20 protein-coding genes and 2 pseudogenes are annotated in these 24,916 nt (G+C 67.8%); 15 read left to right on the top strand and 7 right to left on the bottom strand.

The features are described from left to right. The first annotated feature begins 131 nt into the window (after window positions 1-131). The gene (locus tag BGM09_RS20340; protein ID WP_188283078.1) at window positions 132-1,151 is read left to right on the top strand and encodes an aldo/keto reductase; all 1,020 of its coding nucleotides are present in this window, start codon (window positions 132-134) and stop codon (window positions 1,149-1,151) included. 16 nt (window positions 1,152-1,167) lie between these two features. On the opposite strand, the gene BGM09_RS20335 is transcribed toward BGM09_RS20340, so the two are convergent. Continuing rightward, entirely contained in the window at window positions 1,168-2,334 is a 1,167-nt protein-coding gene (locus BGM09_RS20335; protein WP_188283077.1) for a hypothetical protein, read from the bottom strand. Between the two features lie 283 nt (window positions 2,335-2,617). Here BGM09_RS20335 and BGM09_RS20330 point away from each other — a divergent pair, with 283 nt between their 5' ends. The 5 genes from BGM09_RS20330 to BGM09_RS20310 all read left to right on the top strand — a co-directional run bounded on the left by BGM09_RS20330 (window position 2,618) and on the right by BGM09_RS20310 (window position 9,203). Further along, window positions 2,618-3,034, top strand: coding sequence for a hypothetical protein (locus BGM09_RS20330; protein ID WP_188283076.1), 417 nt, complete (start codon window positions 2,618-2,620; stop codon window positions 3,032-3,034). A 242-nt stretch (window positions 3,035-3,276) separates the two neighbouring features. Next, a complete protein-coding gene (locus tag BGM09_RS20325) occupies window positions 3,277-4,398 on the top strand; it encodes a macro domain-containing protein (protein ID WP_188283075.1) in 1,122 nt (373 codons plus the stop codon). A 197-nt stretch (window positions 4,399-4,595) separates the two neighbouring features. Next, window positions 4,596-7,829, top strand: coding sequence for a CHAT domain-containing protein (locus BGM09_RS38930; RefSeq protein WP_188283074.1), 3,234 nt, complete (start codon window positions 4,596-4,598; stop codon window positions 7,827-7,829). Continuing rightward, window positions 7,822-8,499, top strand: coding sequence for a hypothetical protein (locus BGM09_RS20315; RefSeq protein WP_188283073.1), 678 nt, complete (start codon window positions 7,822-7,824; stop codon window positions 8,497-8,499). The genes BGM09_RS38930 and BGM09_RS20315 overlap by 8 nt, the downstream gene beginning before the upstream one ends. Then, the gene (locus BGM09_RS20310; RefSeq protein ID WP_188283072.1) at window positions 8,499-9,203 is read left to right on the top strand and encodes an RES family NAD+ phosphorylase; all 705 of its coding nucleotides are present in this window, start codon (window positions 8,499-8,501) and stop codon (window positions 9,201-9,203) included. Before BGM09_RS20315 ends, BGM09_RS20310 begins: the two co-directional genes overlap by 1 nt. Window positions 9,204-9,606: 403 nt before the next feature. On the opposite strand, the gene BGM09_RS20305 is transcribed toward BGM09_RS20310, so the two are convergent. The 5 genes from BGM09_RS20305 to BGM09_RS20285 all read right to left on the bottom strand — a co-directional run bounded on the left by BGM09_RS20305 (window position 9,607) and on the right by BGM09_RS20285 (window position 17,488). Next, window positions 9,607-13,332: a CHAT domain-containing tetratricopeptide repeat protein gene (locus tag BGM09_RS20305; protein WP_188283071.1), complete on the bottom strand. Its 3,726-nt coding sequence runs from the start codon at window positions 13,330-13,332 to the stop codon at window positions 9,607-9,609. Between the two features lie 218 nt (window positions 13,333-13,550). Next, window positions 13,551-14,987, bottom strand: coding sequence for a tyrosine-type recombinase/integrase (locus BGM09_RS20300; protein ID WP_188283070.1), 1,437 nt, complete (start codon window positions 14,985-14,987; stop codon window positions 13,551-13,553). 138 nt (window positions 14,988-15,125) lie between these two features. Next, window positions 15,126-15,386, bottom strand: coding sequence for a helix-turn-helix transcriptional regulator (locus tag BGM09_RS20295; protein WP_188283069.1), 261 nt, complete (start codon window positions 15,384-15,386; stop codon window positions 15,126-15,128). A gap of 184 nt (window positions 15,387-15,570) precedes the next feature. Beyond that, complete coding sequence (locus BGM09_RS20290; protein ID WP_188283068.1) at window positions 15,571-16,050, bottom strand: SAM-dependent methyltransferase; 480 nt, start codon at window positions 16,048-16,050, stop codon at window positions 15,571-15,573. A 46-nt stretch (window positions 16,051-16,096) separates the two neighbouring features. Continuing rightward, the gene (locus tag BGM09_RS20285) at window positions 16,097-17,488 is read right to left on the bottom strand and encodes a Tat pathway signal protein (RefSeq protein WP_188283067.1); all 1,392 of its coding nucleotides are present in this window, start codon (window positions 17,486-17,488) and stop codon (window positions 16,097-16,099) included. Window positions 17,489-17,778: 290 nt separating this feature from the next. On the opposite strand from BGM09_RS20285, the gene BGM09_RS20280 reads away from it, so the two are divergent. The 3 genes from BGM09_RS20280 (at window position 17,779) to BGM09_RS20270 (ending at window position 19,249) form a co-directional block, all read left to right on the top strand. Next, window positions 17,779-18,258: an ATP-binding protein gene (locus BGM09_RS20280; RefSeq protein WP_188283066.1), complete on the top strand. Its 480-nt coding sequence runs from the start codon at window positions 17,779-17,781 to the stop codon at window positions 18,256-18,258. Window positions 18,259-18,336: 78 nt separating this feature from the next. Then, the gene (locus tag BGM09_RS20275; protein WP_188283065.1) at window positions 18,337-18,861 is read left to right on the top strand and encodes a DUF6907 domain-containing protein; all 525 of its coding nucleotides are present in this window, start codon (window positions 18,337-18,339) and stop codon (window positions 18,859-18,861) included. A gap of 115 nt (window positions 18,862-18,976) precedes the next feature. Next, window positions 18,977-19,249: a helix-turn-helix domain-containing protein gene (locus BGM09_RS20270; RefSeq protein ID WP_223187317.1), complete on the top strand. Its 273-nt coding sequence runs from the start codon at window positions 18,977-18,979 to the stop codon at window positions 19,247-19,249. Window positions 19,250-19,650: 401 nt separating this feature from the next. Here the strand turns inward: BGM09_RS20270 and BGM09_RS20265 are convergent. Next, window positions 19,651-20,215 (bottom strand): annotated as a pseudogene (locus tag BGM09_RS20265) (dihydrofolate reductase family protein). Window positions 20,216-20,809: 594 nt separating this feature from the next. Here BGM09_RS20265 and BGM09_RS20260 point away from each other — a divergent pair. From BGM09_RS20260 to BGM09_RS39205, 6 genes and pseudogenes are all read left to right on the top strand, one after another. Then, window positions 20,810-21,839, top strand: a pseudogene (locus BGM09_RS20260) (hypothetical protein). After that, a complete protein-coding gene (locus BGM09_RS20255) occupies window positions 21,839-22,543 on the top strand; it encodes an ATP-binding protein (protein ID WP_188283064.1) in 705 nt (234 codons plus the stop codon). The pseudogene BGM09_RS20260 and the gene BGM09_RS20255 overlap by 1 nt, the downstream one beginning before the upstream one ends. A 352-nt stretch (window positions 22,544-22,895) precedes the next feature. Continuing rightward, window positions 22,896-23,351: a hypothetical protein gene (locus BGM09_RS37875; protein ID WP_223187316.1), complete on the top strand. Its 456-nt coding sequence runs from the start codon at window positions 22,896-22,898 to the stop codon at window positions 23,349-23,351. A gap of 80 nt (window positions 23,352-23,431) precedes the next feature. Further along, complete coding sequence (locus BGM09_RS20245) at window positions 23,432-23,623, top strand: hypothetical protein (RefSeq protein ID WP_188283063.1); 192 nt, start codon at window positions 23,432-23,434, stop codon at window positions 23,621-23,623. Between the two features lie 188 nt (window positions 23,624-23,811). Next, a complete protein-coding gene (locus BGM09_RS20240) occupies window positions 23,812-24,231 on the top strand; it encodes a MobC family plasmid mobilization relaxosome protein (RefSeq protein WP_317452793.1) in 420 nt (139 codons plus the stop codon). 22 nt (window positions 24,232-24,253) lie between these two features. Continuing rightward, a complete protein-coding gene (locus BGM09_RS39205; protein WP_411158340.1) occupies window positions 24,254-24,850 on the top strand; it encodes a relaxase/mobilization nuclease domain-containing protein in 597 nt (198 codons plus the stop codon). Window positions 24,851-24,916: the final 66 nt, after the last annotated feature.

Here is a 24,916-nt window from a genome sequence, read left to right as displayed (position 1 = left end):
CGTCCCGCGTTCCGGCCGTGCCGCGTCCTCAGTGGCCGCGCTTGCTATCCGGAACGTCGTTCCGTATCGTCGTTTGTGGCGGAACAATGTTCCGTTTATCTCATGATGCCAGAGCACGGAGGAACCCACTCATGCAGTACCGCACTTTGGGCCGCACCGGCGTGCAGGTCAGCACCCTCGCGCTCGGCGCGATGAACTTCGGCGCGATCGGCCGCACCACGCAGGACGAGGCCACCGCCATCGTGGACGCGGCCCTCGAAGCCGGGATCAACGTCATCGACACCGCCGACATGTACGGGCACGGCGACTCGGAGGAGATGGTCGGGAAGGCCGTCGCCGGGCGCCGCGACGACATCGTGCTGGCCACCAAGGCGAACATGCCGATGGACGACGAGCGCAACCACCAGGGCAGCTCGCGCCGTTGGCTGGTCACCGAACTGGACAACAGCCTGCGCCGCCTCGGTGTCGACCACGTGGACCTCTACCAGATCCACCGCTGGGACCCGCGCACCAGCGACGAGGAGACGCTGTCGGCCCTCACCGACCTCCAACGCGCGGGAAAGATCCGCTACTTCGGCTCCTCGACCTTCCCCGCGTACCGCATCGTGCAGGCGCAGTGGACCGCCCGCGAGCAGCACCTGACCCGGTACGTCACCGAGCAGCCCGGTTACTCGGTCCTCCAGCGCGGCATCGAGACCCATGTCCTGCCGGTGACCGAGGAGTACGGGCTCGGCGTGCTGGCCTGGAGCCCGCTGGCCTCCGGCTGGCTATCGGGCGCGGTCCGCGAGGGCCGGGACATCACCACCAACCGCTCCGCCCGCCTCCCGGAGCGCTTCGACCTGACCATCGCGTCCAACCGGGCCAGGCTCGACGCCGTCGAACGGATCGCCCGCGTCGCCGACGACGCCGGTCTGACGATGATCCAGCTCGCGCTCGGCTTCGTCACCGCGCACCCCGCCGTGACCAGCGCGATCATCGGCCCCCGCACCCTGGACCACCTGCACTCGCAGCTCGCCGCGGCCGACACCGTACTGTCCGCCGACATCCTGGACGCCCTCGACGCCATCGTCCCGCCCGGCACCGACCTCGCCCCCCAGGAGAAGCTCGACACCCCGCCCTCCCTCCTCGACCCCTCCCTGCGCCGCCGCTGACCCCGATTCCCCTACCTCAGCCGCGTGGAACCCGCCGCCGGTACGCCGCACGCCAGGCGATGACGGTGAGGGCGCCGCCGACGCCCGTGAGAACGGCGCCGCCGACCGTGACGACGACGCCGCCGACGAGGGCATTGGACGCACTGCCGGTCGGATTGTCCTTCGTGTCCTGACGGGTCTCGCCGTCGGCGGACGTGACGGTGACGATGCCGTCGCGCCACAGGACGCCGCGCACGGTGTCACCGCTTTCGAGCCGGCGCAGCAAGGGGCTCTTCCCGGCGAAGCGGACCCGCCTGGTCGCGGAGGACTCCGGCCCGGCCAGGTCCGCCGTGTAGTACGAGTTCTTGCCGGAGCGGATCCGCACCTTGCCCACGGTGAAGCTCTCGGTCCTCAGGCACTGCGCGGCGGACCTGTTCATGGCGGCCAGATCCGCGGGGCACGGCACGGCGGCGCGGAAGTCCCGTTCCCGATGCCGTGCGTGAGGCACCGCGATGCCGAGCAGGCAGCCGCCGCCGACGAGGGCGATCACACCGCCGGTCAGGGCGAGAACGGCGGTGGCCACGGGCCGACTCCGCATCGTCCCGCGCGGCGGCGACATGGGCACCCGCCGCGCGTCCCTCGCCTCAGCCCCCGCGCGCCGCCTCCGGACGATCCGGACCGCCCCGCCCACACTGGCCACGAGCAGCAGGAAGAGGCCCGCGAGCGTCAACCCCGTGGTGACGTCGCTCGCGGAACTGCCGACGCCCGCGGAGTTGCGAAGGTCCCCGCGCCACGGCCAGTACGTCACCTCCCAGCCGTACTCCCAGTCCCGCAGGATGGGCGGCCGGTCCGAGTCGCACGCGAACGGCGCCTCCCGCACCCGGCCGTCCAGCGGATCGGTCCACCGCACGGTGCAGTGCCCGTGGCCGTCGTCCCGCAGGACGGTCAACTCGACGCCGAGATCCGAGTGCCCCGCCGCTTCGCTGAAGCCCCCGGCCACCGCGAGCAGGAGCCCGAAAAGGGCGACCCACAAGAACTTCCACCGCCGCGGAGTCTCCGCGCCGGTCTTGGACGGCGCCTGCCGTCGGGTACCCCACACTGCCTGTTCCTCGTCCCCACCCCAGGTCAGCGCCCCTGCGGCGCCGTAATCGTCGACAGTAGAGGCCACCCGGCAGGTGGCGGCACGGCGGGTGGCGGTCAGCACTCGATGACGTTAACGGCGAGGCAACCGTCGCCCTGCTGTTCCGTATCGCGGACTCGCTGTCCTGTGCTCTCCGCCCGAGAGGAGGGGCGGCGTCCGTATGAGCGATCACGTTTGGGACATCGTTCGAGATGAGATCCTCAAGAACAAATTTGGGCCAATCCCCTGGCTCTCTGGGCGCCGAAAGGCCGTTGATAGGGCGACTTCAGGATGGACTGTTCCATGCTCCGCTGATGCTTGCTTCGCTGGACTGGGTGAGGTGGCAGAGCCTCTAAAGGAGGAACCAGTGGATCCCGGAATTGTGACCGTTCTGTCGATGGCTGTTGTGGAAGTCCTGGGGACGCTGCTGTCGGCATTGTTGCCCCAGTGGGCCGAGGGACGCCGTCGACAACGCGAGCAGGAGCGGACCGAGGCGGAGCCGGAACGACGTCGAGGGACTCCGACCGTATCGGCGTGGTACGTCGCTCTCAACATAGCGGTGGAGCAGAATCCGGTTGCACTCACCGAGCAAGTCGATGCGCAATGTGCGGGCAGTGCGGAGTTCGTACGGCAGCAGCTACCAGAGGCACAGCATCAGTACCTCACTGTGTGCACGGAGGTACGTCTGCGAGGTCAGCACGGGTTGCTGGTCCTGGTCGGTGACCTCAGTCAAGAGGCGGACGCAATCTACGACTTGGTACGGCGTGTAGATCACGAGGTGTGAGGGCGCCGGCAGCAGTGAACGGATTTCCTCCCACTGGGAATCCGTCGGATCCGTGCGTACGTCGGCTACTCGGCGGGAGAGTAAATTCCGGTCACCCCGCTAAGACGTCGGAAAGACCGTCAACCCCCCCTGAGACCCTCCACGTCGTCGGCAGGACCGGAAGATCTTGGGCAGGTGAAGGGAAAGCTTCAGATGACCTGAAACCGATTTCTACGCGGGAGGAGTCGTGCCATCGTGAGCGGATGACGACGTCACTCCCCCCTGACCATTCGCAGCTTCTCGAAGAGATCAGGATAGTCAGGCGCATCGGGCTGGTCCGACTCCGTGGTCATCATCTGCCGCTCCTTGAGGCTTCAGCCGCAGCCTTCTCGGAGAGTGCGCGCATGAAGGAGGTCGGCGTCGAGGCTCTCCTGAGGCGTGCCGTCTCCCTGCTGGACGGCACGCTGCGTACCGCCGCCGAGTACACGCTCGGTCTTGCGCAAGGTACCCGGGACTGGGCGGCGTCGTCCCGCCGGTCCGAGGCTGCTTCCGTTTACAGGGTGAGTGTGGAGCGCTTCCGCAAGGATCACGAGGTAATGGTCCTGGGCCAAGTCGCCGAACGCGTTATACAGCTGGTGACAGTGCGTGCCGCGGAGGAGACGGAGAAAACAAGGGCCCCTGCCGAGGGTGGGGAGCCACCCACCTTCACCCACCGGATAGTGCGGGTCTTCGTCCAAGGCCGGGAAGTGGCGCTCACCGTTCACATGCACCCAGTGGATTTGCTCCGGAACGTGGACGTGCTGGTCTCGCCCGCCAATGTGCACCTCGCCATGCCGGAGGCGTACAAGTCCTCGATTCCCGCCTCACTGCGGCGTGGGGCGTCCGTGCGATCCGTGACGGGTGAGGTGCTTCACGACCCGGTCCACGACGAACTACGCGAGTGGGCGGCCCGGCACGGCACATCGCGGCTGCCGGTGGTGCCCGGCACCGTCGTTGCCACCGGCGTGGGCGCTCTGGCAGACCAGGGCATCAGGCGGATCTACCACGCCGCGATCGCTGTGCCTCGTGCCGGCACCAACAACTACGACGTCCTGCCCGCTGACATCACCAGGGCGGTCTCCCGGACCTTTGCCCTGCTGGCCGAGGAGTCCAGCGGCAGCACGCCTCCTTTGAGGTCGGTGTGCTTCCCCCTGCTCGGCTCGGGCCGTGGTGGGCTGCCGTACCACATCAGCCTGAGGGCCGTATGGGCTGCCATCGAGGCGGAGTTGGCCCTCGGAGCGACGTGCGATGTCCACTTCGTGGTGCGCACGGCCGAAGCGGCGGCCCTGCTGGAGCGGCTTCCGACCGGAATCCGCCCAGAGCGCGGCCCAACTACGACCGGTTGAGGTGCTGCAATGGAAGTGAGTCCAAAGACTCAACCGTCTCGCAGGCAGGCGACAGCACGGCGGAGGTAGAAGTGGACCATCAAGATGGCCAGGACGCCCGGACACTCGGCGCGTGGCTGACAGACGCCGGACGCCGGGCGGAGCGGTGCTTCCCGTACGCGGGAGGCAAGGAATCCCCGGCCGCGTACAGCGGCTCCGTGTCCCAGCTCAGCAGTGTGGTCGAGGAGTTGTCGAAGCTCTATCACCTCCTGGACCCGAACACGGCATCGGACCGCGCGGTGCAGATGCGCCTCGGAGCCGTACTCGCCATGCGGCATCTGATCGGAGGCGGCGTCGCGGAGGACCGGAACCATGCACGTCGCCTGCTACGGGGCGCCCGGACCTTGGTGCACACAACGCCGGACGACCGGCAATGGGCCGCGCTCTTCTTGTTGATGCTGGTGTTTCCGCCGAAAGACATGGCGCAGCGGACAGGCGCCCTCGATGCCTCCTACCCCCACAGGCGGCAGACGGGAACGGACCTGGAGGAACCCGGCGCCGCCGAGGAACTCATGCGGGCGGCGGACGACGCGGCGAAACTGCCCTTGCCCGCGGGAGTTCTCGCCGACGTGCGCCGGATGGGCGTACTGCTCAGCAACTGCTCACCTGCCGTCCTCGGGCATGACACCGAGCAGATGAAAAGCCTGCTCGCACAGGATTTCCCCCACTTCGACGAGATGTTCCCAGGAACGGTCGGCGCCCTCACCCATTTCCCCGGTGCTGACGGCGAGGCTGAATCTGCCGAGAGGGCCGAGATCGAGATCATGGTGGACCGGATCTTTGGTTCGGTTGTATCCAGCTATGAGGAGAGTACGCGCACCGGAAATCCAGAGCCCATGAAACGGCTCCTGGAGGATATGGCCGGCCTGCTCATGAGGCTGGAGCCTTACGACGAGATCAGAAAGCCCTTCAATATCGCGTACGACCTCCTCCTCGATCAATTCGCCCGCCTCGGGGGTGGCAATCTGCATGATCGGGAGGCCGCGCTCGGTCGCCTTGTCGCCATCAGTTCGGAGGTTTCCAAACAGGGTATGACAAGCCCGAATGCGGCAGACCGGGAAGAAGCGCGGAAGATGCGCCTTCTCCAACTGATGAAACAGATCGAGAATGCGGAGGACGTCACGCAGGTGCGGCACCTCAAAGATGAGGTGCTGAAAATGGAGAGGGAATTTGACCCGGCCCATCCGCACCGCTTGCTCTATGTCACAGTACTTGGGGCGGCTTGTACAAAATTGACCTCACTCGGCCATGAAGACGCCGCTGCTCTGCGGCCCTACCTTGAGGAAGCCAAGGCCCTGGGCACGCGACAGTACCAGCAGGCCCCGGAGGAGAACATCGATTTCCCCCGGTACGTCAACGATTTGATTCGAGCCGAGTTGACCGGCGCACCGCTCTCCGACATCACCCCGCCCCCACCGGAAGCGACACTGGACGAACGGTTCGTCTTCGCCGGAGCCATGATTCGACAGTACGAACGCGCCGCCGCTCGGACTGCCCCCGGTCGTGTCCACGACCCGAAGGCGATCATCGCCGCACTCAAGGAACTTGATCAGTTGCGCGATGTCGTGCGTGAGGGCCAGGGCTCGTATCTGGCCGGGGAGATCCTCTGGGACTGGGCGCGGGCCTATCGCTACCGCTGGTATACGAGCCCGGAAGACCTGAACGACTCGGTGGACGCGGCGACAGAGGCCCTGCGTCACATGGCGGCGGACGTCGTGCTGCAACTTGGCGCGGAGCACGGTCTGCGGATCGCCACCGCCTGCGCCAGCCGTGGCGTGCTGACCGCCCGGTGGGCCACCTCACTCGGTCGACAGCAGGACGCGCTGGATGCGCTGGAGCTTGGCCGGGCGATGGTACTGCGGGCCGCGTCGACGGACCGAGCGGTCCCCGAACTGCTGGAGGCGCGTGGGCACCATGACCTCGCCGAGGCGTGGAGAAGTGCCGTACCTGACGACCTGGAGACCGCGCAGGTACCTGTCGCGCTGCCGAGCGCCTTACGCCGCCGGGCTCTTGAAGCCCTTGGCTACCGGCAGCAGGACGGGCTGCTCGCCACTCCCACCCTTGACGAACTCGGCACGGCCGTCGCCGACAGTGGTGCCGACGCGCTTGTCTACCTGCTCCCCGGCGCCGGGGAGGATACCGGTACGGCGATCGTCGTAGGAGCCACAGGGATTTCCCACGTCCCGTTGATAGCCCTTTCCGAATTGGAGGCCGGCCCGCTGGAACGCTATATCGACGCGTCCACGAGCCAAGCCCGCAGTCCACTTGACCAAGATGTACTCCTGAGCTGGAAAGCCGCCCTCTCCGATCTGTGCGATTCGGCTTACCAGGTGATGCGGCCGGTCCTGAGTGAGATTGCGTCCCGCCGCCACCGGGACTCTGTAGAACTGCCAAGGCTTGTTCTCGTGCCCTGCGGCAAGTTGGGCATTATCCCCTGGCACGCGGCACATCTGCCCAACGGCGGCCACGGCGACTTCCTCTGCCAGACGGCAGTCGTCAGTTATGCCGCTTCCGGCAGCCAGTTCCTGCGTACGGTTCGCCGCGCACCACGCAACCCGGCCAGCGCACCGATCCTCGTCGCCGACCCACGAATCGTTCTCACCTATGCCGAAATCGAGGTCGTCACTCTTCAGCGGACCTACTATCCGCAAGCGCGGTTGTACGGCGAATACGACGAGTCACCCGCCTCGTGGGAGGCATACGGCACCCCCGACGAACTCCTCGCCGCGCTCGCCGAGGGACCGTCCCTGCTGCACATCGCCTCACATGGCGCAGAAGGCCCGCTCCCCACGAGATCTGCCCTGTATCTGGCTGTCCCTGACACCCCCGAGTCCCCGCCACCCGCAGACGGCGGGCCGGGCGCGCAGCCGGATCTCGGCATGCTCACCGTCACCCGCCTACTTGACCGGCCGATCGGCGAACAGGCGGGAGAAGACGGGCCACTGGTCGTTCTCAGCGCCTGCCGGACGGACTTGAGTTCCCGCGAGCATGACGAGGCGCTGACGCTTACCACCGCCTTCGTCGCCACAGGCGCCCGCGACGTCGTCGGATCGCGCTGGAACATCCAGGACACCGCCACCCTTCTCTTCATGGCCGTGTTCCACCACTACCTTGCCATCGAGCACCACAGCCCCGTCGACGCTCTCAGAGCCGCGCAACTCTGGATGCTCGACCCCCATCGCTCCAATCCCGGTTCCCTCCCCGCCGGAGTCGTCCGCGACATCGCCGACACCAGCCTGAGCCATCCTGCCGCCTGGGCCGGATTTGTTCATCATGGGCACCCCGGACCGGCGCCGGACCGACGTCGCAGCCCTGTCCGCGCCGTCGAGAGCACTGCCCATGACCCCGTCGACAGGCCGGTCTCACCGGGTAAGGGAGACGAACATGCATGAGGGCGGCGAGGGAAGCGGAGACCGGCTGGTCGAACTGATCGTCCAGCACCACGACAGCATCCGCGCCGGTCTCGGATATGACGACTACGAACTGCTGCGCAGCAAGTTGCAGGCGTACGCGGAGACGCCGAAGGACGGCAGTAAGGCGGCGCTCCGAGCGATGCGGGGCGTACGCCTCGTGCTGGACCGGTTGCCCTCCGCGCACCCGGTGCGTCAGGCGCTGGACGGGCCACGATTCGCCACCGCGATGACATTGCCGACCGACACAATCGTGGCGGAAGCGCTGGCCGTGCTCTCGAGTCAAGCGTTCCCGAGCACTGCGACCATCATCGCCGCCGCGAAGAACCGTCTGCTCCAGGCACCCGCCCTCTCGGCGGAAGGGGTGCGTGCCCGGTGGGGACAATCGCCGCCCTCCGGACTGATCGTGCTGGCCGACCCGCAACACGGTGACCGTTACCCGGCATTCCAGTTCACCGCCGACGAGGGGACGCCGCACGAGGTCGTTCTGGAGGTCAACCGGCTGCTCCTCGCCGACATCGACCCGTGGGGCGTCGCGGACTGGTGGCTCAGCGACAACGAGTGGCTGGGCGGACAGCCTGCCGCCCTCATCGGGGAACTCGCCGACAGCCGCCTGTTGAGGGCGGCCATGGCGCTGGTGGAGGAAATCTGATGAGGCAGGAGGTCAGGCCCTTCCGCGACGGGATGACGTCCCGTCCGGAGAAGATACCCGCCGGCACCGTACTGTGGCGGATACACAGGACCAAACGGCTCGCCACCGAGTTCAAGCCGTTCGCTCCCCACGCACTCGGCGGCCGCTTCGACGCGACTGCTGACGATCCGTACGCGTGCTTGTACGCGGCTTGGGATCCAACGACCGCGCTCGCCGAAACCTTGGTGCGTTCGCGGGACTTCGACTCGGACACAAGGTATCGCCTGGTGCCGCGCGCTTTGGTCGTCGGCAAGTCCCTGAGCGCGGTGCGCACTCGGTGCGACCTGTTCGCGGTACCACTGGAAAGCTCCGAACAGCTTGCCGACGTGCACCAGGACGCCCGGCTGCTGGAGGGTGAGGGCGAAGAGCACTACGAGCGCGCCCGGCGCTGCGCGGGACAGATCCGTGCCGAGATCCCGGACGGCATGGGGCTGCTGTGGCAGTCCAGGCACCGCCGGCCCCGTCGTGCCCTGGTGCTCTTCGAAGATCGCTGCCGCGCACGCGACCGCCGGCCGCTGGAGTTGCTGGACCACTCCGACAACATCCCCGACCTCGGCTCACCCGCCGGGATCGCGAAAGTCAATCTGCTTCTCGAGCCGCTCTGGGCGGCCATCCATGTTCCGAAGAATTCCAGCAGCGGGCAGGCAGAACACCGGCCTGCCTGAGCACTCCACAGGGCCCCCGGAGAGGCACGCCGACAGTAGCTGCGGCGCGGTCGATGCCCTCCCCATGCCGCGTTCGCCGGGCACGCCGCATCCCCACGGGTTCCTGTGTGAAAGCCGGAAAAGCGTTGCACATCCTATCCGTAACGAAAACGAGGCGCGCGCGTGGACAGAGAGCTTGTGGCTGCAATCATCGTCGTTGTTCTGATTGTCCTTTGTTTCTGCGGAGTTGTGGACCCGAATAGCTTTGGGCAATTCTTAGATCTCATAGATAATATCTTGGAGGTGTTCAAAATTGAGCGCGTCTGAAGACGGGTCTGTTCAGCCAAGGGCTCTGGTCCGTCGTCAGTGGTGACGGCGGCGCGGTCAAGGTCTGGGCCGTGGTGGAAGCTGTGCGGTCAGCCTGTCAGGAGGGGGAATCATGCGTTATGTAGGCGTGTACGGCGCTGGGAAGCGGAGCGCCGAGGACGTCCTGCCAGGCGCGTTCCAGGGCTGGCACGCCCAACTGTGCGGTAAGGCGCCGCAGATGGTGCGGGCCGGTCCCTGCGGCTGGGTGCGGGAATTCCTCGAACTGCGAGACGCATTTGACCAGCCACGTCAGAGCCGCTATTCGGTCCTCTTGGGCTTCTGCGAGCAGCGCCATCTCTCTGTAACACGCAGACATATCGAGGCGGTGGTCGAGTTCTTCGTTGATAGCGAGGGATTTGCCGTGCCACGTTTCCGCCTCCGCCAGTCGTCCCTCTTCACGGGCGACCTGTCCGAGGTGGTGAAAGTCCACGGCCGTGCCGTGCCGGTCGCGGAGATTCTCGTTGATGGCGAGCGAGTGGCGGTACCACCTCGTAGCCTCTTCCGGTCGCCCGCTTTCCCTGGCCAGTTCGCCGAGTTGGCGGTAGGTGAGGGCCCGGCCGGGGCCGTTTTTGAGGGTCTCGTTGATCGCCAGAGACTTGTGGTACCACTCCACTGCAAGCGCCGGGCGCCGCTTGCGTTGGGCGAGACGGCCTAGCTCGTGATAAGTCATCGCCTTGGCACCGTGGTTGCCAAGTTTCCTGCTGATCGCGAGGGACTTGAGGTACCAGGTCTCAGCCTCGGCCAGCCGCTCCGTACCCGCCATGACGATGCCGAGTTGGTGGTATGTCGTCGAGGCGCGCGGGAGGTCACCGAGGCCCTCGTTGATGGCGAGGGACTTTCGGTACCACTCCTCGGCCTCCGTCCACTGCCCCGTTTCCCAGGCGACCATACCGAGTTGATGCTGAGTGAGGGCTATCCCAGGGTAGTTGCGGAGCTCTCTTTTTATGGTGAGGGACTCGCGATACCAGGTCTCGGCTTCGGTGAGCCGGCCCTCGCGCTGGTTGGCGACACCCAACTGGTGAGAGAGGACTGCGATGAAGTGCTGCTGGTCGGGGCTGCTGGGCTGCTGTCGCCAGGTGTTCATGATGTCGCGGTAAGTGTCTCCGGCCCGGATGGAGTCACCATGGGCGAGGAGCCGGTTGGCCTGCGCGACGGTGACAAACAGCCACAGGTCGTTTGCGAGCGTGTTCAGGGCGGGCGGGTTCCCGTCGGCCGTCTCAACGGCCTTGCGTACCCGCCCTGTCCATGACTGTGCCTCCTCCCGTAGCCCGCGGGCCGTCCAGTACTTGTCCAATGGCCGGACGAGATCCAGGGCTTCGCCCCACTGACCTTTTGTGAGGGCGTAGTCGAGCATCACGCCGAGTGTCCGTCGCTGATGTTCGACCGACGTCATTGCGAGATCCGCGTTCCTGTCCGCGAGTTCTCTCGTCAGCTCGGTACTGAGAGCCGCGTGGGCCGAGAGAAGCGCACGGTTGGCGGCGCGGCGCTCCAAGGCGTACTCGACGGGCCTGCCGGTGGCCCAGCGAGCGGCCAGATGGGCGGGGAGCACGGGGTGCAGGCCGAACACGTCCGCGTCGAGTGACGTCAGGACACCGAGATCCACGGCCCGCTGCATCAGTTCCGTCCACTGCGGGCCGGTGCGGCCGCGGAAGCGTTGGGGTGTCCGGGCGTCGGCTGAGAGCCGGGCGAGGACATCGACGTGGGTGGCGCCCTGGAACAGGCTCAGAACAGTGAGAGCCTCCTGGTCCGCGGGGGCCAAGTGGCGAAGGCTGTAGGAGAGACTGGCGGCCAACGAGGCGTTTCGGTGGTCGGTGATGCCGTCGTCGGGCAGGAGTTTGGCGCTCTTGAGCTCAGACAGGAGGACAGTGGCGTCCTTGTCGTTCAGATGGGGCAAGGCCAAGCGCATGGTCAGCGGATGCCCGGCCAGCCACCGCATCAGATCGGCGAACGCGGGATTGTGCCGGTGCTCGCGGGCGGCCGGATAGGGTGCCAGGAGCCAATCCGCGTAGGCGGCAGCGTCCGCGATATTGAGGCTGCCCAGCTCGACGCGGCCCACGCCGAGCCCGAGCCAGTTCTCGGGGCTGCGACTGGTAATGACCACAGTGCTCCTGCCGCCTGCGGCGAGGCGGTTCAGGAACTCATGCATCTTGTCCTGCTCCTGCTGTGACAAGGGCATGGTGGCGTGGCCGGGGTCTGGCATGTCGTGCACGGATTCGAAGTTGTCAAAGATCAGCAGTAGCCGTCGGGCAGCCAGGATCTTCTCCACCGCGGTCTGCCGCTGGGCGGTGTCCAGGAACGTGAACTCGCCTTCCAGAACCCGCGCTCCGACGGCGTCGATGAGGCCGTCCAAACCGAAGGAGGCGACGCCTGGCTCAAAGGAATGCCATATCACCCCCTCCAAACTGTCGACACCGTCGCTGTCGCGCCACCAACGGCCAAGTGCTTTGGCCAGCTCGGTCTTTCCCGTGCCGGCCGGCCCGTGCAGTACGACAACGCGCCGCAGCCGAGTGGCCGCTTCCAGGGTGTAGATATCCGCGTCACGGCCCACGAATTTACCCTCGGACTTCAGTCCGATTCCTGAATCGGACGCGCGCTGATCAGTCAGCCCGCGCGTTCGGGCGGATACTTCCGTTACCTTCTTCTGCGGAGTGCGCGAAGTCCGCAGATCCGGGAAACGGGTCTCGCCGCGGGTGTACAACACGGGCACCATCCAGTCCGCCAGCGGTAAATCCCCTTCCAATGACGGCCGCTTGTCGCTTTGCGCGAGCCGGTGTCGCCCGGCAGCGACTGCGGCCGTGATGCGGTCGCCCGCGAACAGCCGCTCGTAGAAAGCGGTCATGAACTCCGCAGCGGCGACCGCGTACACGCTGTAGGCCATCGCCACGACGTTGGAACACCCCTCGGCCAGCAGCCGCGTCGCCACCGTCGCCTCAACCTGTGAACCCACCTGCGCGGACTGGCAGGCGTTCACCACTACCAGCGGCACCTTCGCCCCGGCCAGAACCAACGCCACCTGTCCGGACTCGACCAGGTCGCTGTCGCCGCTGGCATCCTCGAACGCGAGCATCCCCTGTGAATCATGCGCCTCACGTGTGCCCGCCCCCCGCTCGGCCGACCCGCTGGTGGTGGGCACCGGTCCGTAGGAACCGTGCCCGTCGAAGTGCACCACCTGGAACGGCGTTCCGGCTTCCCTCGCTTCGGTCAGCACTTGGTCCAGACGCCTCAGCGTCGGGGGCCGCAGCACCACCAGTTCCACGTGGTCGCGCACCTCCTTCAGCCGCTGGAGCAGCGGCCGCGCGATCATCTGGTAACCGACGTCGTTCGCCCCTGCTGGACGAGAGATCACCATCAACACCCTGAACCGCGCACCAGGAACGTCGAAGGAGTCCTCGCCCGCGTCACTCGGCAGCATGCGTGTGACCGCCAGATGGCGCCCCGGGGCCGCCATCAGCTCCCAAGGGCGGCCCAGTTGCTCCGCGGACTGGGACCGCAGGACGATCTCCACCGGATCTCCCTGCGCCCGCGCCCGTGCCTGCGCATACGCGTCCCGAGCCGACTCCGAACTGAAGATCGCGCCGAAGACCGCCTCGCTCCACCCGGGCAGCGCCTCCGCCACCTGCGCACCGCGCTCGCCGTAGACAGCGGTGGGCAGCCGCAGATACTGCTCCAAATACCAGCGCAGATCCCTCAGATTGTCGTCAGACAGTGGCCATACCAGCTCTGTCGGCCCACCGGCAGGACGCGGAAGCGACTCTCCTGCTGGCCACGACAGCACCTGAGCCATACCGTCGTCCGATAAGTCCACCAGTAGCCGCTCCACCGATAACCCCACTCCGGATCGACATCGCCTCGCGCACGCGGCGCAGAGGACAATGCTAGGTACCCTCGCGGCCGTCGTACACTTCAGAAATCGGTCGCCCTTACAGAGACTTTCCGCCGTACAAGCACGGAAGGCTCCGACAGCGCGGAAAGACGGGAAACCCCAGGTCAGGGCCTACCGCGTCAGCACTCGATGACGTTGACCGCGAGGCCGCCCCGCGCGGTTTCTTTGTATTTGACCTTCATATCGGCGGCACTCGATGCGGTGGCTTTGACCTGCGGTTTCAGCGACTCCGGGGTAAGCCACGAGGGCGCCAGGGACTTCTCAGGGACTTTCCGCTGCCGGTCGCTCGCCAGCCAGGCGTCCATCACGGCCAGACCCCGCCGACCCGCGCCGGGCATGAAGTGGGCGTAGTGGGCGAGCGTGATGTTCGGTGAGGAGTGTCCCAGCCAGGCCGACACGCTGACGATGGACTCGCCCGCCTCCAGCTGCACGCTGGCGTAGGTGTGCCGCAGGACGTGGAACATGTCGCGCCGCGAGCGTTCGAAGACGGGATGACGACGGGTGCGCGCGCCGTGCTGCTCCACCTTCCGGCCTACCTCGCGGAGCACACCGGCGGTCGCGAGCGCCGGCTTCCAACTGCGCTCGTTCCACGTCTTGTAGCTGATCCGAAGGCCGTGCGAAGAGCTGAGCACGAGCCGCACCGTGACCGGTTTGCGCTGGCGCTCTTCGAGGTCGGTCGTCGGCTCCTCGGGGTTCCGCCACGGCAGGGTGCACGCGACCGGAGGGAAGCGCCGGAGGTGGAGGCGCGCCCTTCGTGCGAGGTTGGGGGAGAGTGGCACATCGCGGGTCTTGCGGCCCTTGGGAAGGCAGAAATACGGTCGGCCCCTCGCGTCCCAACGGAGCTGCCGCCGGACGTGTACGACCATGGCCCGGAAGTCGAAGTCCTCTTCACTGAGGCCGAACGCCTCCCCCTGACGAAGTCCGAGGCCGAGCCCGAGGTCCACGGCGAGCTGATATCGCTCCTGCAGACCGGCCCGCACGGCGTCAGCGGTCGCCCGGGGCCACGCCTGCGCCTTCTTCTTGGCGGGCTTCGGCCGCTTCACGCTGCGGTTGGCAGCCACCGGGCTCTTGGCCAGGCGCCTGTCGTCGACCGCGGCGTTGAGGATGGTGGTCAGGTGGATCCAGATGACCTCGGCGGTCGACTCCTCGACACGTGCGAGCAGACCCGCCTTGAACCTGCGGAGAGCTGAGGCGTCGATCCCACGCAGGGGGTACGAGCCGAGGAGCGGAATGATGTGGTTCCGGATGCGACTGCGCATGGGCGCCGCGGTCGAGGGCTCGTCGGTCCGGCTGGGCCACCAGCAGTCCTCGATGTAGTCGGCGAGTAGGATGTCGCCGTTCCTCGGGTCGACGAACTCCTGCCGCGAACTGTCCGCCTGGGCCACGGCGAGCCACTTCTTTGCGTCCTCGCTGGAGTCGAAGGACCGGTCCTGGACCCCGGGTATGGCTTTGACCCGATAGCGTTTTCCCTTCCCCCACAAAGAGGTGCGCTCACGCTTGCCGGTTGCCTTGTCCGGCCGCTTCCTGAGCCATCGGTCTTCTACGTAACCCGCCACCACTACTCTCCTGCCTGCTTGAATGTTCCGTTCCGATCAAGACGGTGTTGGGAACGCTTCTTCGAGGCAGGTCGGATCCCGCTGTGGGCTGCGAATATGGTGTCGGTTGGGTGTCGTTGCTCTGTGAAGTCGAAGGCATCACGGTGTGCGTCGCTGAGGTTTCCGGTTCAGCGGATTCAAGGTCGGGTTGGACCGAGAGTCGGCTTTCTCCTGCTGATCCACCCACTCGTCGAGTGCGGAGACCCTGTACATGACGCGTCGCCCCATGCGGAAGCTCGGCGGCCCCTGGCGGCGATGCCGCCATACATAGAGGGTGTTGGGGGAGATGCCGAGGTAGGCCGCGGCACGCGGCAGGGTGAGAAACGCGGGTTCGGGCCGGTGCGTGGTGCTGCTGTCCATGGTGGGGTTCCTCCTGCGGGCGGGATTCAGCTCGCCGCAAGAGTGGGGGAAAGGTTCGGGCTTGGACGTGCCGCGCATCCGTGATATTTGGCCCTCATCGGGCTGAGGGCTACTGGCGATATCGGCTGCCCTGCCGCAGCAGGCACGAGCGGCCCTGGCTCGTGCTATTGCTTGCGTTGCTGCTTCAGTCCCGGTTCGGGGCGAAGTAGTCGGCGAGCATGACACTGGGCCACTCGGGCTCATGGATCTCGCCGCGCGGGCCCATGGTGGCAAACCACGGCTTGATGTCCAGGACCGGGGTGCCGTCGACGGCGTCGAGGTCTTCGACGTGGAGGTCGAGTCCGTCGACGCGCAGGAGGCGGCAGCGGGAGACGCCGAGCCAGTTGCGGCGGCGCATGTTGCGATGGCCGAAGGTGCCGACCGGGGGCCAGCCGGGGTTGTCGCGAGGGCGGCGGGCGCCGGGGTGGAGGTCGGTGGGGTCGGTCAGGTGGAAGCGGAAGACGATCTCCAAGTGGCTGAAGTCGGCGAGTCCGGCGGTGGAATCGGCAGGGAAGGAGGGATCGATCCGGATGATGGATCGGGTGCCGCCCCAGTAGTCGTCCGTGGGTTCCTTGCGCCCGCCGACGACGTGGGCCAGCGCTGTGACCTCGTACGATTCGCTCACCGTTTCCCCTTTCCCGGCGTTGTGGCCGGGCAGTGTGCCAAGGCTGTCAGGCTACCGGGTGCCCCATGAACTGGGCCGCCCGCATGTTGAGTTCGGCCACCGCGTCGATACCGCGCCGCCGAAAGGGCGACAGCGCACGTCGCATGTCCACCACCGTCTGGCGGGTTCGGCCGGAGGTTATGCCCGCCATGGCGTCGAGCGCGCGATTCCAGGTCACGCATGCCTCCTCCACCCGGCCGGTCGTGGCCTGGATGGAGCCCAGATAGCCGAGCGTCACCGCATGGGTCCGGGAGAAGGTCGCGGCGTTGCGGGTGCGGACGCTGCGGCGGAACTCCCGCAGAGCTCCACCCGTATCGCCGGATGCCTGGAGCGTGCGGGCCGTCTCGTGGGCGAGGCTGGCCTCGCCGAAGAAGAACGTTCGCCCCGGCTCCTCGCGATCAGGGCCGGCGGATGCAAGGTCGTCTTCGGCGCGCAGCAGGGCTGCGGCGGAGCCGCGTTGGTCGCCAATGTGTGCAAGGGCCCGAGCGTGAACGACTCCGAGAAGTGCCCGTTCGCGGGGGGAGGCGAGCCGGTAGCGGTCGCCCTCCACGGAGGCGGACGCGATACGCGCAGCTTCCGGGCCGTGTCCGAGTTCGAGGGCCTGATGTGCCATCGCCCGCAGGACGTGGCCGGCGAGCGGAGCGTCCCCGGCCTCGACGGCGAGCTTCACGGCCGTAGTGAAGTACGGCTGTGCCACAGCGTGTTCGTCGTTGTCGAACGCCATCCACGCGGCGAGATAGACCAGTTCCCCGGCGGCGGAGAACATCGCCCGGCGAACGTGGTCGTCGGTGAACGATCCGTTGAGGTAGCCCAGCGCCTCGTTCCGCAGGTACGCCACCACGGCGGTACGTCCGTGGCCACCGCCCCGCTTCTGGTCTATCTGCGAGAAGAACCGCACCATGTCGCGTACGGCCTCCACCTCCGCGGCTCCCACGGTGAGCGCGCGACTGCCGCCGGCAGGTGTAACCCTTCGCGCGGCGGGCTCCGGCTGCGACGGCGACGGAAGTGCCAGGGCCGCCAACGAATACGCCGACCGGCTGAGCAGGCGACGCCGCTCCTCGTCCACTTCCACCCTCCCCAATTCCGTCAAGGTCACCAAGGCATCACTACGCCAGTCCAGAGCACCGACCGCCGTCACGGACAAGTCCGCGAGACCGATCTCGTCCAGCGTGAGATGACGGCCGAGGCGACGGGACAGCGCTTCGCGCAACACTAACGGCGCGTCGCCGGAGGGCACCGTCCCTCCCACCCAGTAGGTCACATGCGACCGTCCGACGGCCGTGCACGCGCTGATGCCGTTCTCCGTGGCGACGCGCACGACGGCCGCCGCCACCTGCGCGTGCGACCACCCTGCCTGGGCGATGACCTGCGCCAACTTCTCATTACGGCTACGCGCCATCTTCGCGTCCTCCCGTGCCGGAGCGATCTTTCACCACCTTCACCAGCTCACGGGCCTTGACCTCATTCCGTGGCTCTGTGATCGGCGGAACACTCAACGTACTCGCCAACACCACGGTCCCGGGAGGGAAGAGCATGAGCGTCACTCCCGGCAAGCCGGAAGGAGGATCAGATGTGCGTGAAGAAGAGACTGCCCCTTTTCGCCCCGGCAGCACGCCCTCACAACGGACAGGTCGGCCGCACCCCTCCTGCCAACTGGCCCGACAGGGGTACCCGGGGAGCGAGCCCTCAATGACCGCCCACTCCCCGGAACGTCTCGCGCAGAGCCCGGCATACGCTGAGCCCGTACTCGACGAATTGGCCCTCCGTATCGAGCGTGGACCCAACCGCGACGGCGACACGGTGTCGGAGGACGACGCACTGTGGGTCGGACGTCTCCGCCGCATCGGGGCTGCCGTGGTGGCTCGTTGGGGATATCCCGGGCTCGTCGAGAGCGCCGAGTTGCTGATCAGCGAGCTGGTCACCAACGCTCTGCGGTACGGAGCGGACGACGCGATCGCCTTCAAACTCGTCCTCGCCGCCGACGCGTTTGTGATCGAGGTGGACGACGGATCGCCTGGCCGGCCGCGGGTCCGTGAGGCGGGGCCGGACGAGGAGAGCGGGCGCGGCATGCTCCTGGTTTCCGCTGTGGCGGACGAGTGGGGTGTCAGCCCCGACGGAACGTGCACCTGGTGCGTCCTCAAGATCCCCCAGGCGGGGCAACCGAGTTGAAGAGGTTCGAGAAGAGTCACCGCGGGTGGCCGCTCCAGGGGCGGTCGGCCGCGACAGCAGCAGCACGCCTGTTTTCCCATGGAGAAGGAGATCGAGATCAACGAGCAGCACGTACCCCAGCCGCCGCAGCCTGCGGGCCCGCTGGAGCATCCGAAGCCGTGGAGCACGCCGGGTTCGTGGACGATCACTACCACGGCCGTGCTCGCGGTGTCCGGCTATCTGCCCGAGTGGGCCGAGGACGATCCGACGGAGGTCGGCGTGCCGTTGGACCTGCTGTCGGCACGGCTGGCCAGCATCAATCACCGGAACTTCTTCGAGGGCGCGATGATGCCCCTCACCACCACGGACAGCAGAGACGAGGCCGAGGAGGACGCGGTCTTCGAGGGAAGCATCGACTGCAACCCGTACGACGTGGACCCCCGCCTGCGCGTGCCGGTGGTGAACATCCAAGTCAGTCCGGAGTGCCGAATTCTGGGCCTGGACCCGCAGGAACTCGCGGAGATCGCATTGAAGTTACGCGCCCAGGCCGATCGTCTCCACGACGAGGTCCTGCCCGCGCTCATTGCCGCCCGCCAAGACTGGGCCACGCGCCAACCGGACTGACTCCTGACCACGTTCTGCACTGTCGGCGGGGCGGGCCACCGATTCCGGTCCGTCCTGTCATGCCTCTCCGCAACACCTTGTCGGCCAACAACGATCACTTCGAGGGGAACCGGGGATGTCCGCACGTCAGCGCACCCGGCCGAGCAGGCTGCACCAAGAGCCCGAGGCGGTCACCTGGGCACGGGAGAAATCCGAGCCGACCAAGCGGGCACTTGCTGATCTCGTCGGCATAGGCGAGCAGTTGATGGGCGAGATCGAGTCCGGTTGGCGCAGCGCCACCCCAGCCAGCCTGATCAAGATTGCCGAGGCGCTGAACTGCCCGATCGTCGCATTGGATTGCAAGCGCGCGACGCCGTCATATCGATGTCGAGGAGTCCGCTCACGCTGACGCCCCGACCCGCCGACCGCCGACGTGGGCACATCCCTGCCCGGACGCGATGGCGGACGTCACCACCGGGAAGACAACTGCCCCCCGCACCGACCCATGGTGGGTCTGTTCGCGCATGCGCGTAGTTCCGCGAACGTGGGGGGCAGTGATGGCCGGCTGGCACGAGAACGGCACGCCGGACGAGACCATGGCGTACGGCTGACGGCTGCGGGACCTGGAGGCAGCAGCGTTCCGCACCAGCCGCGCCCTCACCGAGCACAGCGTGCAACTGGCGACCGTACGCGAGCATCAGACCACCACGTTCGGCCACACAGGCCCCTCGGCGATACCACCGGCGTGCCGGGGGAGCGCACCATCACCGCTTCGGGCAGATCATGCCCAGGGCACGGCGGACGAGCCAGCTAACGCGCCACACGGTGGCGGAGATAGACGACTCCCGAGCCAAAGGTGCGGGTCTCGACGAGTTCGAGATGCATCCGGCGCTCGTGCTGAGGGAAGAATGGAACGCCGTCGCCGACCAGTACCGGGTAGAACCCTGACCCGGTACTCGTCGATCAGGCCCGAGTCGGCGGCCTCGGCAGCGAGATTCGCGCCTCCGATCGCGATGTTGCCGTCCCCCGGTTCGGCCTGCAACCGCTCGATCTCCTCCACCAAGCCGCCGGAAGCGAGCCGGGCATGGCCCTGTACCGCCGACAGGGTGGTGGAGAACACCACCTTGGGCAGCGCCCTCCAGATCGCGGCGAACTCGCCCGTCGAGAAACCGAGCGCGGGGTCCTGACCTGCGGTCTCCCAGTACAGCATCGACTCGTACAGCCGCCGCCCCAGCAGATGGACGTCGGCCTCCCGCACCTCATCGGTGGCGAAGCGGAAGACCTCCTCGTCGGGCGGCGCCCAGTCGAAGCCGCCGTCCGGCCCGACGATGTAGCCGTCCAGCGAAACGCTCATCGAACAGGTCACGCTGCGCATCAGAAGTCCTCCTCGGTAACGGGTCCGACCCTACGACTGCCGGACGCCGCAGGACTCATCGCAGCTCGTGGAATCCCTTGCCGAGTCATCACACGAAATCACTTTGCGAGAAAGCCTCACCGCGAAAGGGGGATGTCGTTTTGGCGTCGAGGCGGGCGAAGGGGCTTCATTCGCTGGATGGATAGCGGCTTCCCCGCCTACGTTGCTGGTCCGCGCTCGTCCGAATGCACGGCAGGGAAGGGGGAATCGCCGTCGATCCGATGAGGCAGGGGCGCGGAACAGCCGTCGGAAAGTCGACCGGCGCCCGAGAGGTACCAAGTCGTGGGCGCCGGGCGGGCAGCCCGAAGGGCGCCGATTCATATCTAGCGGGCGGCATGCCGTCTCTGTACGAGAACCGCCGCACCGCGCTTCTACAAGCAACGGAGTAGCACATGCCCGCCATGCCGAGCGGAAGTCCGGCCTGCCCGGATGTCGATCGCCCACGCCGCCTCGCCGACATGGTTTCCGGTGCGGCGTGCCCGCGCGCCGTCGACCTGGCCACCACCGCCACCCTCATCCGCAGCGGCCTGGTCGCGGCAGGGCGGGGCCGCTGAGATGCCGAGGATCCGCACGATCAAGCCGGAGCTGTTCATCAACGACCGGTGCAACGAGGTCTCGGTGACCGCGCTGCTGACCTTCATCGGGCTGCTCCCGCAGGTCGACGACTGGGGGCGGCACCGGGACAACGCGGCGATCATCGGGGGCGTGATCTGGCCGCAGCGCGCCGAACACACCGCCGTGCACGTCGAGGAGGACCTCATCCAGCTGGCGCTTGCCGGACTGATCTGCCGCTACACCGGGTGCGACGGCAAGCGGTACCTGCACATCGTCGGGTGGTTCGAGCACCAGAAGATCGACAAGCCGAGCCAGTCCCGGATCGGTCTGCACCGGCCACCACCCCGACCACCGGTGCGGCCCCTGCACGGGCCCCTGCACCCAGCACCCCGACCCTTCACCGAAGGCTCCCGGAGGGTTCGGGGAGGACTCGCCGAACCCTCCCCGAGCCCTCGAAACGCCCCCACGTCCTGTGCCGACCCCTCCTGCACCCACCGGGGCCACCTCGGCCCCGGCCTTGGACACCCGCGACACCGCCGCAGCCACGCCCCAGGAGGGCGTTGGCAAAACCGCAGGTCAGGAGGCACTCGCCGAACCTTCGCCGAAGGCTCCCCGAATACTCTCCGAGGGCTCGGCCCCTGGATCTAGGATCTTGGATCCTGGATCTTTCTTCCCTACGGGGCGCGATGCGCCCGGCGCGGGCAGCGTCTCGGCGAACCAGCTGATCGGCGAGTACGTCGCCTCGTGCGACCGGCGGCCCCCCGAGGACGTGATCGGGCACTTGGGACGGATCACCAGGAAGCTGCTGGACGAGGGCATCACCCCGGAGCACGTCCGGGCCGGGCTGCGGCGGTACGCCGAGGTCCAGGGCCACCCGTCGCGGCTGCCGAGCCTTGTCAACGACGCCATGAACGCCCCCGGTGGATCGGGGGCTGGTTTGGGCCGTCCGGGATTCGGGTCTAACGTGCCCGCTCACAGGGCATGGACCAACCCGGTCGACGCCTCCACCGCCTACGCCGAGGAGCTGTGATGCGTACCCGAACCCGTGAACCGCAGACCCTCGCCGAAGCCGGAGCCCTCGACCGCCTCGCCCGAATCCTGGCCGCGCGGAACATCGACCCGGCCGCCCTCACAGCCTCGAACGAGTCGGTGCCGTACTCGCCGCTGGACGCCCTCGTGGCCGGGATGCCGCCGCGCTACCGGGGCGCGGCGGCCGACCATCCCCAGGTCCTGGCCTGGTGCCGGGAGGTTGCCGCGCAGGCGATCGCGCCGGGCACCGGGGCACGGCGGCAGGTCGCGACGGGGCCGTCGCTGCTGATGGCCGGGGTGGTCGGCGCGGGCAAGACGCACCAGGCGTACGGGGCGGTGCGGGCCCTGGTTGGGGCAGGGGTCGGGGTGCGGTGGCGGGCGACGACGGCGGCCGACCTGTACGCCGAACTGCGCCCAAGGGCCGGGGTGGATAGCGAGCGGAATCTGACAGCCGTGGCCCGGGTGCCGCTGCTTATCCTGGACGACCTCGGTGCGGCGAAGGCCAGCGAGTGGGTCGAGGAGATCACGTACCGGCTGGTCAATCGCCGCTACAACCAATGCCTGCCGACGCTGATCACCTCCAACCTGGCGATCAGCGCCCTGCGGGCGCACGTCGGCGACCGCGTCGCCTCCCGCCTGGCACAGATGACCACGAGGGTCGAGTTCGCGCCGGTCGACCGCAGACGCACCCGCACCGCTGCCTGACCCCAGGGCAAGCCGCTCCGCACGGGTCCGCCCCCGAGCGCGCCACCCCGTCGACTTCCCAGCCAGACCACTCCGCCGACGCACCACCAGCGCACGGAGAGAGCGATCGGAGCACACCCCGCATGCCCAGCACGACGAACCCCCCGCCCACCACCGGTCGCTGGGGGACGGACCTGGCAGAACCAGGCAGTCTGCGGGGGCTCCGACAACCGCGCCGACCGACCTGACCACCACGGTCACGGTCAGTCCGACCACTCCGGGCGAATCCGGTCACTCGGGATGATCAGTTCGGTCAGCGGTCACCCCGGGCCGGTCAGGTCGGCGCCGGTCAGCCGGTCGGTGAGAGGGAACGGTGACCTGGCGGACGACGCCCGGCGCGGTCACCGGCCACTGCAAGGATCCCAGTTCGGGCGTTCGGGCCGCTGACCTTCGCGGTCAGCCGATCAGTCGCCCGGCGGTCAGAGAACGACTGGCCGCCACCGACCAGGTGACCGTCTGCCCGGTCAGCCGTCCGCCGGTCACTGACCGGCCGGTCACCCCGGCGCCGGTCAGTGACCGCGAATTCCGTCGGGCCGGTGACCGGCGGTCTGACCCGGACACCGAGGAGCTGCTGGCGATCGTCCGGTCGGCGGTCAGAGCCGAGGACAAGCTGACGCGGCAGGTCATCGCCCAGGCCGTCCGAGGTCAGAAGATCCCGCTGTCGAGCGACACGCTGACCGCCCCGATGGCCCAGCTCCGCGAACAGCACGACACCCCGTCACCCAGTCACCCCCCACCGGGACTGACCGCACACCACGACGGTGGGTGACCGGGCCGGATAGCACGGCCGGTCACCCATCCAGCGAGCGTCACCGTTCCGACTTCTTTTAACCACAGGAGAACACCGCCATGCGCACGACCCCTGCCACCCCAGCCGAAGTGGACAACTGGCTGGGCGTGCCGCACCACAGCTGCCACCTCCACCGCGCCGAACCCGGACCTGACCGCACCTGGACGCTGCACCACCCTCTCCTGGCCATGGACCGTACAGAGGACTTCCTGCACGAGGTCCACCAGCAGGACGCGGAGTCGGGTCGGTGACCGCGAACGACTCGGCAGCTACCACCCCGGTACAGCAGCGTGAGGTCAACACAGCCCTCCGGGCAGCAAGTTGTGGGGTAAGCGCTGCTTACCCCGCTCCCGCCCCGGAAGGGGCGGGAGCTTACCGTTCGGCGGCGGGCCCGGGGGTGCCTGCCGCCGAACGGGACGACGGCCCGGGGGTGCCGTCCGTGGGGGAGGAGCTGCCGCAGAACACCGCCGTGCGCGCCGTGTCCCGCCGACGCCGTCCGCGCCACAGCGCCCAGCGCCGCACCTGCACCAGCCTGCGTTTCAGCGACGCCGAATGGACCGCCGTCCAGCTCGCTGCCCACGCCGCCGACCTTGCCCCCGGCGGCTACGCCGCAGCCGCCACCCTCGCTGCCGCGGCCAGCGTCAACCCCACCGCCGCGGTCGCGGACTACCGGCGCGGTGTACAGGAACTCATGGAGTCCAACCGGCAGCTCGCCGCCGTCGGGAACAACTTGAACCAGGTCGCCCACTTCCTCAACGCCGGCGGGCAGCCCGCCACCGACCTCCAGCAGCTCCTGCACCGCATCGACAGCGCACTCGCTTCGGTGGACGACGCCGTCGGGTGGCTGGTGCGCCGGTGACGGCACCGGTGGAACGCACAGGCTGATCCGCTACCTGTTCGGCCCCGGCAAACGCGACGAGCACACCGACCGGCACCTGGTCGCGTCCTGGAACGACTACGCCCCCGGCCCCGGCCGCAACCCCCACCACACCATCGCCCAGTTCGCCGGGCGGCGCGACCAATCCGTCAAAGCAATCGGCGACCGGGCACCGGCCACGACGTTCTGGCACTGCTCGGTCCGAGCAGACCCCGGCGACCGGCACCTCGATGATGCCGACTGGGCGGCCATCGCCCGCCGCTTTGTTGCCGCGGTCGGCGTTGCCCCCGAAGGCGACACCACCGCCTGCCGGTGGGTCGCCGTCCGCCACGCCGAGGATCACATCCACATCGCCGCCACCCAGGTGCGCCAGGACGGCCGCCGCGCCGACCTGAAGTTTGACCAGCGCAAAACCCAGGCTGGAGCTCGGCAGATAGAAAAGGACTACGGCCTGCGCCGACTCAACCCCGGCGACGGCGCCGCCGCCAAGAACCCCACCAGCCAAAAGCGGTTCAAAGCCGAACGCACCGGACGCGCCGAAATCCCGCGCGAGACGCTGCGCGAAGCCGCCCGCCAGGCCCTCGCCGGAGCCGCCACGTAAGCCGAGTTCTTCACCCGGCTGCGGGACAAGGGCCTGCGCATCAAACTCACCCAGGGGCCGTCCGGG

The organism is Streptomyces sp. CBMA29 (assembly GCF_014596445.1).
In the GTDB taxonomy this organism is placed as follows: domain Bacteria; phylum Actinomycetota; class Actinomycetes; order Streptomycetales; family Streptomycetaceae; genus Actinacidiphila.
This window is presented reverse-complemented; position numbering and strand designations above follow the sequence as displayed.